The organism is Bradyrhizobium arachidis (genome assembly GCF_015291705.1).
GTDB lineage: Bacteria > Pseudomonadota > Alphaproteobacteria > Rhizobiales > Xanthobacteraceae > Bradyrhizobium > Bradyrhizobium arachidis.
Genome location: NZ_CP030050.1, coordinates 6,351,876 through 6,364,926 on the forward strand (window position 1 = coordinate 6,351,876; position 13,051 = coordinate 6,364,926).

The window sequence follows — 13,051 nt, forward strand, 5'->3', positions numbered from 1 at the left end:
ATTAGATTGTCCGTTCTTTACTTTGGCGGCGTGGAACCATCAAACGGCGCAACCAGCGTGTTCTGAAACGCTATGAGTCGCCACGCACCGTCGCTTTCCTTCGACAGCACTCGCAGACTCAGTTCTTGGTGTGCCGGCAGCGTTTGCCCGTTTGCATTTACAAGGCCGCCAAGCTCGTTGGTAACATGAACAAGTGCGACGTCGGGCCGGACGAAACGTATTTTCATTTTCAGGGTTTTGAGCGAAGCGTTCCTGGCTCTTGTTGCGAGGATAGCTGCGAGCTTGGCCTCAACATCGGTTGCGCCGTTTGCCGCCTCTCCGCGGACGCTCACAAAATCGCCGTCCGGCGCATACATTCGAGTAGCTGCCTTCGCATCGTGATTGTTAAAGCCATTGGTCATTTCGGCCATGAGGTTCTTTATGGCTTCCTCATCATCAGAAGCGCCGATGTTCTGCGCGATGCTGAGCGCGATCAGCGGACCAACCAGGAGTACCGCAAGAATAGACAGGAGCGAAATGCGACGCATTGGCGACCTCCAAAGTAGAGATGAAAAAACGCCGCCCGCTTAATGTATCGCAGGCGGCGGCTTCCAGCCCCGGGTGGGTTTGCAAAACCCCGGTGCGTCACGAATAGCATATCCCCATCGTGGGGTCTGAGCAAAATTGCTCACTCTGAGGGCTGTAGCCCGGGCGAGTTTAGCCATTCGCTTAGGTGAGCGCCGATCTCAGCCAGCCGCGCTTCTCTTTCCACGACAGAGCGTAGATGACCATGCGGAAGCATTTCGGCTTGTTCGTGCAGGCTCTTCGCCTCTTCGGCGAGACGTTCTTCAAGGGATGCGATGTGTGTGAGACCGCGTCGCTGCATGGCGCTGCTCCATTCCTGAGAAGGCGGGAGCGCGTGATGGCGTTCTCATCACCGATAAAAGCCGTGGGCCACGCGGTGATGGTTTTTGTTAACACCTGTGGCAAGCCAGGGTCTGAGCAAAATTGACCAGCGCATCAACAAAGCAGACTAGGCCACTCCCCAAACCAAATTAGGCCACTGCGGTCGGAAACAAGGAGCCCTTGGGATCGGAGGTCGACTTTGGGTCAACCTGCGAAGAACTCAGGTTGAGCAAATCTGGTCCGCTCCGGGTCAACGAACGGACTACCGACCGCCGAGGCGCATACTTCGCCGATGGGCCAACAGGCGACATTAGATGCCGCCGACTGAGGCGGCCTTACGGTCTGCGGACGATCTTAAAGGCGAACTCGACTTCCATCACAGGGCCGCTTTTATCGCGGACGGCGATTGCCATTTGATGGATTTGCGAGCTGTTGAAACTTGCCATGCTATCCCATGCAAGTCCCGCCAGAGCGCGGGCCGCCTCTCTTTGCACTGCGATCATGTCGCGCAAGTCCAGCCCTTCTTCATCGAGGATGAGGTTTTCCCCATCGCGGAAGTCGAAGAAATAGAGGCCCATTCGGCACTCCCAACGCAGGCGGGAGCGCGCCGCGTCTCTCAGCCACCGACGCCTACGGTCAGAGCCCCGGCCGGTGATGCGGGAAATCTGTAACAGCAACTTCTGTTCCAAAAATTGTAAAGGAGGTGGAACCTAGATTAACCTATGTTGGTTAAACAGGCATGCCCACGCAATGAATGCCGAAATGTTCGCGCGTGCTTCCGCAGCGATTGAGGAGGCTAGACGGCTAGCGGCTGAAAACAGCAGATGGCAGACCGAACTTCTCTACAATCTACGGCGCATGGCTACTCGGACGTGCTTTCATCCCCGGAGCCTGACATTCTATTCGCCACTGGACTTTCCCGAACTGAAGCTGCCCTATCAGCCATTTCCAAGCGAAACCGATAGTCCGGCATAGCGCGTAGCACCCTCAGCGTGGCCCTAACGCGCCGGGCGGCCCTGTATGCTCTCTCTAGATTTTCGCGAGCCTGTTTCCGCGTAACTTGGCACTCGCGGATGGCTTTGTCAGCTCGCCGAAAAAGCGGATCATCTTGCATCGGACTGAAAAGCACGGCGTTCTGCTTCGTTCCTAAACGAAAAAGCGCCTGTCCCAAACACAGCCCCTAAATGTCGGCGTTGGGTCACATGTGGGCGTCGCGACCACATTCCTCCTATGTCTGTTCATGCGCCCAAGCCGACGCGGGAGCGCAAAACCAGAGAGGCAGCAAGGGCCGGAACGGGCAGCGGCCAATATCGCTTTAGATCGAAAGATCTAACGAGCTATCTGAGCATCAGTTATAGAATTTGGCAGCGCTCGGAATCACCGCGTTGAAGTCATTGCTGTTCGGCGCGGCGGCGAACTGACGGGGAACGCAACGGGTAATTCAGTCTTCGCGCGTTGTTGATTTTTCGCACCTCGCGCTTGACGAACCATACTCATTGAATCATTTTCGATTAGTCACGACGCGGATGCGTTGAGGCGTACGGGCCGGATGGCCTTAGCCGCAGGACGAAAGCGGCGCGCGGCGGCCGGATGGCTGCAAATCCCCTCAACACCATCATCAGGTCACCCGCCATGACATCAACGGTCTTGCTCGTTGACGCGAGCACGCACGCGACCTTCGCGCCCAGCGACATTCTCGTTAATTCCAAGGCAGCCAGGACAATGCTCGGGAACATCTCGCACGCGACGCTGCATTGCTGGCAGCACGGTCTACACCATCGCACGCGCAACAGGATCATCCCCCCGCTGGCGGACTTCCCCGCCCCAGTCATGATCAGCGGTCGGCGCTACTGGCGTAGGTCCGATCTTGAAAAATTCATCAACGACCGCGCCAGCGCCGCCTGAAAACGAAAGAGGCCCGCGTGGTGTCGCGAACCACGCGGGCCTAGCCTTCTGACCAATCCCCGAACTTCCGCTGAAGAAAGAACAGGCACTATGCTTATAAGCTCGCCCGCCGAATTGATCAAGCGTCGCCCGTCGCCGATCCGTGTCTTTGACAGCGGGCCACTACCTCAGGTCTCTTTTACCTACTTTGCGCGTAACAACGATGCTCAAGGCACGAGATATCACAATGACTGGCCCGCGCTTTGCGCTTGGATAGAACAGAGCGCACCAACCGCAACGACTAAAGACGAGCTTCCGCTAATCAAGCTTGCAACATTCGCGAACAACTATCGTAGCAATGCCAGCATTGAAGCGATCTACGGAATTGAATGCGATTACGATGCAGAATTGATGCAGCCACAAGAGGCCCAATTCCGATTGACTGCGGCAAACATCATCGCGTTTATCTACACCAGCCCGTCACACACACCGGAAAAGCCTAGGTGGCGTGTAATTGCACCAACATCGAAACCGCGCGGCGTATCCGATCGACATAATTTAGTTGGACGGATCAACGGCATTTTAAGCGGTGTTCTCGCCCACGAAAGCTTTACGGATAGCCAATCCTACTATGTCGGACGGCTAATCAACGGCCAGCCCATTCAATGCTTCCGCGTGAACGGAACCCGCTATATCGACACGGTTGACTGCGTGATGATCGCGCCAGCGAAAGCTAACGGATCGACCGGACGCAAACCGCTCGGCACAGATCGCGCGCCGGATTTCCAACTGGCAACGATCGCTTTAAACAGCCTTGATGTAAATTGTGACCGCAATGAATGGCGCGACATAAGCTTTGCTTTTCGTCACGCCGTAACCGGCCTCGTTCATGACAAGGCCGCTCGTCTAGTTTGGGACGTATGGAATACAGGCTTTTCCAAACCGAACGAACCGGGCGCAAACGATAAGCAATGGCGATCCGCTGACAACGGAACGAATTTTGGTTGGTCCTACCTCCGACATCAAGCAATCAAAAGCGGAAACCTTACTGACGATCAGCGCGCCCGAATGACGCTTGGCGGTCCATCACCATTGCTCACCGCGCCACCTACGCCGGAAACATCGCAACTCTCAATCTTTGATCAGTCCTATAATGGCCCCTTGGCATCGTCCGCTGTTTCAACAGCGCTCGCCACGTACATCAGGCAGCATCTTCCGATCGCTTTCGACACGTTCAAACACCGCATGGTCAAACGCCAAGCGATGCCGTGGGACAACGAACCAACCAAGAAATACCCCGCGCTTTGGGGCGATGTGGATGACGCGTATTTGCAGAGTTGGTTTCACCATCTTGCGCTCAAACCGACAACGGAAGCGGTCCGCAACGCCTCGACCATTGCAGCCCATCGCAACAAATTCAATCCTGTGGTGGATTATCTGAACTCGCTGCAATGGGACGGCGTTTCCCGCATCAACGATTTGTTCGTGACGTACTTCAATGCGACAAACGAAGCATTCGCGCGCATCGTCGGATCAAAATTTCTGATCAGCATGGTTGCACGCGCATGCAATCCCGGTTGCAAGGTCGATACTGTTGTCATTTTTGAAGGCGAACAAGGCAAACTAAAATCGACCGCGCTAAACGTTCTCGCTGGCGACGAATATTTTAGCGATGGATTGCCGGACATCCACCACAAAGATGCCGCCGACCATTTGCAAGGCCTATGGCTTGTCGAGATCGGCGAAATGGCTGCCGTCAAACGCTCTGACATCGCGGATGTGAACCGCTTCCTTACAACACGCATTGATAAATTTCGCCCCTCATATGGACGGCACACGATCGAAAGCCCACGGACAAGCGTCTTTGCCGCAACGACCAATGCGGATGCCTATCTAAAAGACCCTACCGGCGCACGGCGGTTTTGGCCGATCGCTGTAGGCAACACGATCAATCTGGACGGCTTGCGGCGTGATCGCGATCAACTCTTTGCAGAAGCGGTCAGCCGATATCGACAAGGCGAACCGCATTGGCTTAACGATGCAGAATACGAAATTGCCAAGCACGAGACATCCCAACGTCAGGAAGACATGCACCCGTGGCACAACGTCGTTACCGCGCATCTTGAGTTCAAGAACATCGTCTACGTTGACAGAATTCTTTCCGACATCCTGAAACTCAGCACCGATAAGCAAACCAAGAGCAGCGAAATGGAAGTCGCGAAGATCATCCGCTCGACTAAGCAGTTCAAACGAGGGGAAGATCACAACCGCAAACGATGTTGGAAACGAATTGCACCAATGCCGATGGTCGGTCAGTGACCGAAAGCGGACCTATTATGCTCAATCCGAGTTCTTCGCTTTTTGACCCTAATGTATGGTCCGGCCGTGGGGTGCAAGAAGATTTCGACGATCCGGTAGATGCGGTCTTGCATCAATGTATCCGGCCTCTGTTTGGAGCGCAGTGCTCCGGGCCATCATGGATATCAGCGCGCATGTGATCTGGTTAGCGGACAGGCCTCGACCGGGCCATTTGGGTCACCAGGGTTCACATGTGCCGGGAAGACCGATTCTCCATCGTCGTCTCATCCTCTCGCAGACCTCGGCGGGTAAGGGTTGTTACGTCATCGATAGCTCCTCACTTCGCGCTGTTCCTTCGTTCGTGCCTGGCGGCCGTTCCTTCGTCCCGGCCTGCGCGCGCAGACGCGCCGCGCGCAAGGGGCCGTCAAAGCCGGCCGTCGTGCTGTCCTGACGTCTTGCTCTCCTGCTGCCAGGCTGCGCCTTGACGGCCCCGCGCACGGCGCGAGGATCAAGCAGGTCGGGACACCGTCTCCTCCATCTTGACGCACGCGAAGGCGCGTCCCTTGTTGAGGACCGCCCAGGCGATCCGGGCGAGCTTGTTGGCGAGCGCAATCGCCAGCACGTTGTGGTGCAATCGCTTCTTGGCGGCTTCGATCCAAGAGTTGAGGCCATAGCGCTCCCAGCACTTGACCTTTACCAGAACAACCCACGCGGCTTGCACGAACAGCGCGCGCAGGTAGCGATTACCGCGCCTTGATATACTGCCGAGGATCGTGCGGTCGCCGGTCGATATCTGCTTCGGAACAAGTCCAAGCCAGGCGCCGAAGTCGCGGCCTTTCGAGAACACGTCTCCGGTGCCGATCGCAGCCACCATTGCGCTCGAGATGATTGGGCCAATGCCAGGCACCGTCATCAGTCGCTGGCAGGCCCTATCTTGACGGGCTAGTGTTTCGATCTCGCCAGATAGACCCTCGATACGCTCATCCAGCCGGCGCCAGTCTTCCGCCAGACCCTCGATGATGGGCAACATGCGAGGCGAGAGCACATCAGTGCGTGTTGCCAAGATACCTGGCAACTCGAACCGCAGGGAATGCGGGCCTTGCCGCACGGCGATGCCCCGTTCCAGCAGGAACGCACGGATCTGATTGATCGCGCCGGTACGCTGACCGACCAATCGATCGCGGACGCGGTGCAGTGCCTGAAGGTCGAGCTGATCGGCGGTCTTGGTCGCGACGAACTTCATGGTCGGGCGTTGGACAGCCTCGGCGATGGCTTCCGCATCTCGGAAGTCATTCTTCTGTCCCTTCGAATACGGGCGCACGTATTTCGCTGGCATCAGGCGGGCGTCGTGGCCAAGTACTTGGAGTTTGCGGCTGAGATGATGGGCGCCTACGCAGGCCTCCATACCGATCAAGCACGGCGGCAGGTTGGCGAGCCGCGTTTCCACCTGGCCGCGCGACCACTTCTGCCGCAGCACGATGGCACCGCGGTGATCCTGACCCACGATGTGGAACGAGTTTTTGCCGATGTCGATGCCGATCACGGCGATCGCCGCGTTGAGTTTCTGAGACATGGCGTGCTCCTTGTCTTGAGCGCCCCTTGCCAGCTTCTCGTGCTGGCAGGGCCGGAGCACGGCCGGACCATCCCATTAACGGACGTCGCCACTTGAGCACAACGCGTCATTGGCGCGGTTCGTGGTAAAGCGCTTAGCCGACGGAAGGGGTATGTTTCCGTTTTAACCGCCTGTGCTTGCGCGGGGCATCTAGTTCTGTCAGGCCAGCGGCATTCAGAATGACGATTTGGCGTTGCCTTGAGTCATCCAAGAACTTCAGGTGACCCTTCCGCTCCAATGCGCCAAACATACGTGACACCGTCTCCAAGGTGAGGCCAAGATAGTCCGCAATGTCACGGCGGCCCATTGGAAGGGCGATGACACCTGCTGATGTCAGGCGGCCATTCATCTCGAGAAGAAACGCTGCCACGCGTTCTCGCGCAGTGGTGCACCCCAAAAGGAGTATGTGATTCTCGACGTGCCGAAGATTGGCCGTCGTCATGGTCAGGAGGCTCAGAATCAGTCCAGGGTCGGACTTGGCCACCCGTTCCAGGCTTTGGCGTTTAACAAGGCGAACTGTAGTGTCGACGATGGCTTCGGCTGTGAACCGATGGAAATCGCCGTTGTCGAGACCGAAGATATCGCCAGGCAAGTGAAACGCCCCAATCTGGCGGCGACCGTCAGATAACAGCTTGTAGGTCCGAACCGCGCCTTCAATCACCTGATAGATATAGTCCGCAGGCTCCGCTTCTCCGAAAATCTCGGTACCCCGGCCATATTTGAACTCGCCTGAACTGACTTGTGCATGAGACAGGTCACCGAGCTCGCCAACAAGTCGAGGCTTTATATTGGGGTCGGTACTGAGGTTTATAAACATAAAGATCCCCAATCCCATACTGGTGCGGTATGAACCGCAGGTGGCGGCGATTGTGACACGCTACCTTAGTATGGTGTATTGCCCCCTTGGGGCAATAGCCTTGACCGCTGTCGATGAAGTAAGGCGACGTCTGCCCTGGGTGGACCATTGCCACACCGTTCGCCTGCCGCGCGATTCAAGCGCCTCCCGCGCGGCGGCTCTTGGCGCCGATTTGAGCAATTCACCCTTTAGGCGCAACATTTCCGTTGATTTGAATCAAGGGTCCCCGATTGGCTAGTTGATTTCTTGCGCCATGATTGACGAAGAGCCCCGCCAGCCTAAGAAAGAAACGGAAACCAAGCCGCCGCGTCTCGAAGAGATTCGGCAGAACCTTGAGGTCTACGTGAACGATCTGCGGGCGATCATCGAGAGACTTCGCAAGAAGCTCAATTGAGCCAAATTGCCTGATCGAAATTCTGCGCAACTTCTTGTCGGGCTGCGCATCAAAAAGGCGTGGTGTTTCCGCTTCGCTCGTTAATTGTAGGCAAGATCAAGTCACGTCCGCAGTTGGCCCTTGGCGGGCCTCCGGCTTCGAAACCGCGATGTCTGCTTTCGGAGGTGAAACAGACGCCCCCGTTCGGACGGGACGGGGCTTCGCTCGCTAGCCGATAATTTCCATTTCTCCACCCACCCCACCGCCAAACACCACCCCACCACCAGTTCCTATAGAGTACCCAAGCGCTATAGGTAAAATTATGGAATTACATAATTCCTCCTGCTCTCTTTACTCTCCTAACTAATAGGTGGTGGAGGTAGTGGAGAGGCTGCAAAAACAGCGCATTGCAGTTCACCACCTATACCACCGCCGTCCAAAGGCGGTGTTGAGCACAAATGCCCGTCCGATCACGCGACGGTCGGTTGCGTCGATAAACATCCCCCATTCGTTACCCGCGTAAGCCCGTCATCACGCAAACGCTGCGACTGAAGTGCTTTGCGTGGTCGCGCTCTCAGATTGCTGAACCGATGCTCCTTTCCTAGCGCGTCACCACCATCACCACCGCAATAAACACCGCTTGACCATCGCAAGTACATCGCAATATTCACCGCAAAACTCAGGTCAACAGAGGCATTAACGAGCCCAAGACGTTGCCGCTTCGCACGCCGCGCTGATGGCCGTCGATCCGGCAACAAGCGCAAATGCCCATCTGAGGGCGCGCGCAATGGCATTATGTGACAGCGCTGACCGGCCGGCAAGCCATCGCGATTGACGACAACACGCCGTATGAGACAACGGCCGCATTGATCGAATCCGGTGCACTGGCGGCCGTGAGCGATCGTGCACGCGATGCCGCGACCACACGCTATATGGCTCAACGTCTAATCGCAAAATCTGGATCAACCGCAGCGCACCAGATCGCGCCCACTTATGGACGCCCTCTCGCAACCGGACCGGACCACCGTGCCGCGCGCGAAGCCGCCACGCGCGAACTCGATAAATTGAGCGCAACCGCCGATGCCTGTTGCGAGTGTGTGCGATGTTCTATCGACCGCGACGAATTTGTCACCGCACGATATCTACAAAACGCTCGATCGCAAATAACAGCGCAATGGCCGGGCAAAAAGCATTGCCCGGGCACCGTCATCAGTGATCAACGTGAAGGTTTTGCAATGAGAAGCGAGCGCCGTCCAGATTTTCCGCGCGGGGTGGTGCTGCCAGCGACGCCGGAGATGGACGCCGCGACGCTTCAAAATTCCTTCGTGCGGTCGCGCGCGGTCTTGTCGCGATGGAGAGTGGTGGAAAACTTCCCGGTTGCGACGCGTCGCGGCAATGTGTGGTGGACATCTGTATCGGAGGTTGCACAGTTCTGCGACCGTAAGCAGATCAAGGTGATTTGGGTTTAGGATCATGAGCAACGTCATGCCGATGCCAACCGATGTTAACGGCCGCGATGGCAAGGGTAGGTTTGCCAGCGGCTCCGGCAATATCGGAAGGCCCCGTGGCGCGAAATCGCGACATGCCCGAGATCTATCTGCACTCGTAAGAGCCCTTTCAAATCGTGCTTATGAAGCCCTGGCAGGGGCGATCGACAAGAGAGAGCGTTGGGCAATCGAACTCTATTTCAAACTTAGTCTTCCACACGGTCTCACGATGGAAATGCACGGGACCACCATTGAAGATATCGAGACCGCAACGGCCGACGGAGATATCTCATTCGAGCAAGCGAAGGCGCTGATTGCAAACAAGAGGGACGGCAAGGCAATCAACGAACTCGATGAACACCGCGCAATGATGAAAGAGATTTTGGAGAAGTTGCCAAAGCGATGATCACGGAGCGGGACAAGAGACAGCTTGCGGCGATCATTGCAATTGTAAAGCCTGCTCATAGTCTCGCCGCGCGACTGGATGAGTTAACCAATGAACAACGCAGTTGTTACGCCGAATGGCGAGCAAGTTATGAGAAGTGGATCGAAAGATGCAGGGCGCAATGCCCGGAAGATGATGACCCGGATGCGTGTCTTTATTGCCGATCTCTTGAAGATGAAGATTATGGGCCAACGCTACCCCGCGAAAATTACGAACCAAAGCTTCGACGCGATGTGAGAATTGCTCTGTATGGTCTAGACAAGTTCATTTGGGCCAATGCAACCGAGGAAGAAGCTGAGCGGATTTACAAGGATTATTGCGATGAACAACGTTGATAGACTTCCCGAAGGTTGGCACATGATCCGCGTAGAGCATCCTACGCCGATCATCTACACTTTCGGCGCTGAAGTCGATCCGTATACATGGCAGTCGTCACCATCAACGTTTAGATTTTTCGTAACGGCAAAGCAATTCAACCGCAAGCACGGTCAGCATGAAGCAAACAGGCGACCAAACATTCAACATGTAACGGCGTTGATATTGAGCGGGATGGCCGAACCATTTCGCATCGCTAAAGATGCTCTTGGGCATGACAATCTGTTGGTCAACGCTGAAACGTTGCTCAAGATCGTTACGTTTCACTCTATGCGCAAAAACAATCCGGGCGGCGCATTCAAAGCTCGTGAGCTTGCACTATTGTTCGAAGAGTACACCAACCAGAAAAACGATGCTCTCGACTGGCTCAAAACGATTACTCCACGCGACCGCGCGCTCGCCTTTTTGACGATTTTGCATGAAATGATTGAGTGGAAACAGCGATACGGTTTATCAGACGAACCGTAGTATTTTCCAATCCGAAACAACAGAGGATGGCCTCGTCCATCACGCCAAACTTAGCCTTCCATTTGTGGATGCTGGCGTCGCTGACGCCGTGCTTGCGGCAAAGATCGGCTACCGAAACCCCGGCCGCGCACTCCTTCAAGCTCCCGATGATCTGCTCTTCCGTAAAACGAATACACTTCATGCTCTGGTCTTCGTGGTGGGCCAGAGCGAACTTCAAACTGGATTAAGCCCTTGCGGCACGGTCAGATTGGTAAGCATGAAACAGCGGTGTGCTTGCCAAAGCTGGAGCGAAAAAATGTGGAGCGATGGCAGTCCGGCTCAACCCTGGCCGACGATCGAACCGGCGAGCAAGGGTTTTTCCCGCGGGTCATTCAAGAGGCTGCTTCAATAGGGCGCCCAAGTGTGCAACCAAGAAGTGCAAACTGCTCTTTGCCATCAATGCGCAATACTTGCTCTAGTCCGTCTTCCACGAACGCGGCAATTGGACATGATCCCAGTCCTAATCCCTCTGCGGCCAATTGCAAATTCTGCCCGAGGAATCCAATATCCATACACATATAGCGATAGGATCTAGCACCATACTTCCATTTCACCCGCGCGTAGTTACCCACAAGTACGATGACGACTGCTGCGCGATCAACCGCTCGATTTTGAAAAAAAATCGAAGCCAATAGAGATGAATAGTCACCACCCTCAATCAGCTCCAGTGAGCGACTCAGCGAATGATATCGGTAGAGTCCCATCGCCAATCGCTCAACGCTTCGCGCGAATAGGTATACGTCGGGTGACTGCAGCCCTCCAGTCGAGGGAAAGGTGCGAAGAGCCAAATTCTGGTATCCATATGCCGGCGCCGTACCAGTTACGCCACATGCGTGCTCCAACAACGTTGCAAGCTCCACGAGCCGAACGGCACTCTCCGCATAGTCTCGTCGCGAACGCCTGTCACGAAGCAATTGTGTCAAGCTAGTCAGAATCGGCTGAGGGGTCGGCAGCTGTATCCATCGGGGGTCGCGTTCAAAGTTGGGGACCGAAACGGGGGCGTAGTAACTCCCATTATTCTCCAACTCAGCGCTAACAAGTCCAGTATGGCCGCGATCCACGCTCAAGTGTCGTGTCTTTACATACTCGTTGTAAAATAGACCTACGTCCTCTTCCCAAAACCGTTCCCCGGACGCGACGTCTTTTATTGTTGGCAGAAGCCGTAGCGCTTCTGGCTCCGAGAGCAACTCTACTAGGCTACAAAGTTCTTTTTGAGCGGAAACACGCATGCTCTTGTAAGCAACAGAACTCTCCACATGACCCGAATCAACTGGCGTCTCGATACCGTATTCAGGTGTAGCTGCGTTCCCCTTGCCGCTATCGATGCGATGGCTTTCTGACATCCACTGAGAAAGTTGATCTATTTTTATTCCGAACTCCTCAGCGAAACGCCGCATTATTTGCTGTCTTGACGAAGCCCGCTTTCTGCTTGCCGTTTTAGCTATCCGGCTTTTATTTGCTGTTTTAGCTATCCGGTTTCTGTTTGCCGTTTTAGCCATGGAGTTTCCTCACCTGACACCATATACCCAAACGAACTTAGCTTATCATCGACTTTTCCCTTCAACGTCGAGAGCAAAGAAGCGCAACAACGCACTCTTCTAAACCGTCGCACTCCATAGTCTGGTCGACATCCGCGTCTATGAACTCCAAATAGCAGTCCAAGTCGATCCCACCGGCCGCTGCTGCTCTAGTAATTTCGCGGCAGAGCTGGCCAGCTTCCATGAGGGCGTGCCGATACCCTCGGGCTCCAAACAAGAGATCATTTCTGGCGAAGCTTGCGACTACCGCAATCAGCGGGAATGATAAGTCTTCACTAGGAGTATTTCCCAAAACCGCCGTCGATCTCTTCAGACTGTCCAGGTGAATTTCATCTATCTGCTTGGCTATGTAAACTACTCCGGAAACCGGCTCTAAGATACCAATGGTCGCATTTACAACCACCCGAACCTCGCAGGTGTAGTAAAATTGGAGTAGCGCCGGATGAGCCAGGCTCGACAACAGTGCTTGCCACGGCGGGTCGACCTTGAGCATCGTGTATTCTGATCGTCGAAGGATGGCCGATCGGCGCCTCGTGAAGTCTGCTCGGAGTGAAGCCGGATCGATTGATGCGGCACCTACTTCACTTGCCATGGACGGAAAATACTTGCTATTTGCGTGATAGAGTTCCGCGACCGAAACATTCGGGGACAAGGAACGCTGTCTGTAATCGGACACGCTATGCTTCTGAATCCGTGTTGTCTTCAAAGGCCATTCGATCGGAGATAAAAGAAGCTCTTCGTAAAGATCCTTTGGGGTCCTCGATCGCTCACCCAACTCACGCATTGGACGC

The 13,051-nt window shown here is 55.3% G+C and carries 14 protein-coding genes and 1 pseudogene; 8 read left to right on the forward strand and 7 right to left on the reverse strand.

The genetic code is table 11. The annotated features are described in order from the left end of the window. Positions 1–17 precede the first annotated feature (17 nt). A complete protein-coding gene (locus WN72_RS29700) occupies positions 18–527 on the reverse strand; it encodes an SgcJ/EcaC family oxidoreductase (RefSeq protein ID WP_092220747.1) in 510 nt (169 codons plus the stop codon). A gap of 236 nt (positions 528–763) precedes the next feature. On the opposite strand from WN72_RS29700, the gene WN72_RS47645 reads away from it, so the two are divergent. After that, positions 764–991, forward strand: a complete 228-nt coding sequence (locus WN72_RS47645; protein WP_167381195.1) for a hypothetical protein — start codon at positions 764–766, stop codon at positions 989–991. A 229-nt stretch (positions 992–1,220) separates the two neighbouring features. Here WN72_RS47645 and WN72_RS29710 read toward each other — a convergent pair whose 3' ends face one another. Beyond that, a complete protein-coding gene (locus tag WN72_RS29710) occupies positions 1,221–1,463 on the reverse strand; it encodes a DUF6894 family protein (RefSeq protein ID WP_092220759.1) in 243 nt (80 codons plus the stop codon). 1,054 nt (positions 1,464–2,517) lie between these two features. Here WN72_RS29710 and WN72_RS29715 point away from each other — a divergent pair. Both WN72_RS29715 and WN72_RS29720 read left to right on the forward strand, forming a co-directional pair. Further along, on the forward strand, positions 2,518–2,790 hold the full coding sequence (locus WN72_RS29715) for a helix-turn-helix transcriptional regulator (protein WP_092220749.1): 273 nt from the start codon (positions 2,518–2,520) through the stop codon (positions 2,788–2,790). Between the two features lie 90 nt (positions 2,791–2,880). After that, positions 2,881–5,088, forward strand: a complete 2,208-nt coding sequence (locus WN72_RS29720) for a VapE domain-containing protein (RefSeq protein WP_092220751.1) — start codon at positions 2,881–2,883, stop codon at positions 5,086–5,088. 487 nt (positions 5,089–5,575) lie between these two features. On the opposite strand, the gene WN72_RS29725 is transcribed toward WN72_RS29720, so the two are convergent. Next, positions 5,576–6,640, reverse strand: coding sequence for an IS110 family RNA-guided transposase (locus tag WN72_RS29725; protein ID WP_194482925.1), 1,065 nt, complete (start codon positions 6,638–6,640; stop codon positions 5,576–5,578). Between the two features lie 133 nt (positions 6,641–6,773). Then, positions 6,774–7,496, reverse strand: coding sequence for a helix-turn-helix domain-containing protein (locus tag WN72_RS29730; protein ID WP_092220841.1), 723 nt, complete (start codon positions 7,494–7,496; stop codon positions 6,774–6,776). A 292-nt stretch (positions 7,497–7,788) separates the two neighbouring features. On the opposite strand from WN72_RS29730, the gene WN72_RS29735 reads away from it, so the two are divergent. From WN72_RS29735 to WN72_RS29755, 5 genes are all read left to right on the forward strand, one after another. Then, the gene (locus WN72_RS29735) at positions 7,789–7,929 is read left to right on the forward strand and encodes a hypothetical protein (protein WP_167381202.1); all 141 of its coding nucleotides are present in this window, start codon (positions 7,789–7,791) and stop codon (positions 7,927–7,929) included. A gap of 776 nt (positions 7,930–8,705) precedes the next feature. Beyond that, on the forward strand, positions 8,706–9,377 hold the full coding sequence (locus tag WN72_RS29740) for a hypothetical protein (RefSeq protein ID WP_143130870.1): 672 nt from the start codon (positions 8,706–8,708) through the stop codon (positions 9,375–9,377). Positions 9,378–9,381: 4 nt separating this feature from the next. Next, positions 9,382–9,801, forward strand: coding sequence for a hypothetical protein (locus tag WN72_RS29745; RefSeq protein WP_143130871.1), 420 nt, complete (start codon positions 9,382–9,384; stop codon positions 9,799–9,801). Then, on the forward strand, positions 9,798–10,175 hold the full coding sequence (locus WN72_RS29750; protein WP_143130872.1) for a hypothetical protein: 378 nt from the start codon (positions 9,798–9,800) through the stop codon (positions 10,173–10,175). The genes WN72_RS29745 and WN72_RS29750 overlap by 4 nt, the downstream gene beginning before the upstream one ends. Beyond that, a complete protein-coding gene (locus WN72_RS29755) occupies positions 10,162–10,683 on the forward strand; it encodes a hypothetical protein (RefSeq protein WP_143130873.1) in 522 nt (173 codons plus the stop codon). Before WN72_RS29750 ends, WN72_RS29755 begins: the two co-directional genes overlap by 14 nt. Before the next feature lie 34 nt (positions 10,684–10,717). On the opposite strand, the pseudogene WN72_RS29760 reads toward WN72_RS29755, so the two are convergent. The 3 genes and pseudogenes from WN72_RS29760 to WN72_RS29770 form a co-directional block, all read right to left on the reverse strand. Then, positions 10,718–10,864 (reverse strand): annotated as a pseudogene (locus WN72_RS29760) (transposase); the annotation flags it as partial. 190 nt (positions 10,865–11,054) lie between these two features. Further along, positions 11,055–12,221 (reverse strand): SagB/ThcOx family dehydrogenase, encoded by a 1,167-nt coding sequence (locus WN72_RS29765; protein ID WP_092220827.1) that lies wholly within the window; start codon positions 12,219–12,221, stop codon positions 11,055–11,057. A gap of 61 nt (positions 12,222–12,282) precedes the next feature. Continuing rightward, positions 12,283–12,753 carry a nitroreductase family protein gene (locus WN72_RS29770; RefSeq protein WP_092220830.1) on the reverse strand — a complete coding sequence of 157 codons (471 nt, stop codon included), beginning with the start codon at positions 12,751–12,753 and terminating at the stop codon, positions 12,283–12,285. Between the last annotated feature and the right edge of the window lie 298 nt (positions 12,754–13,051).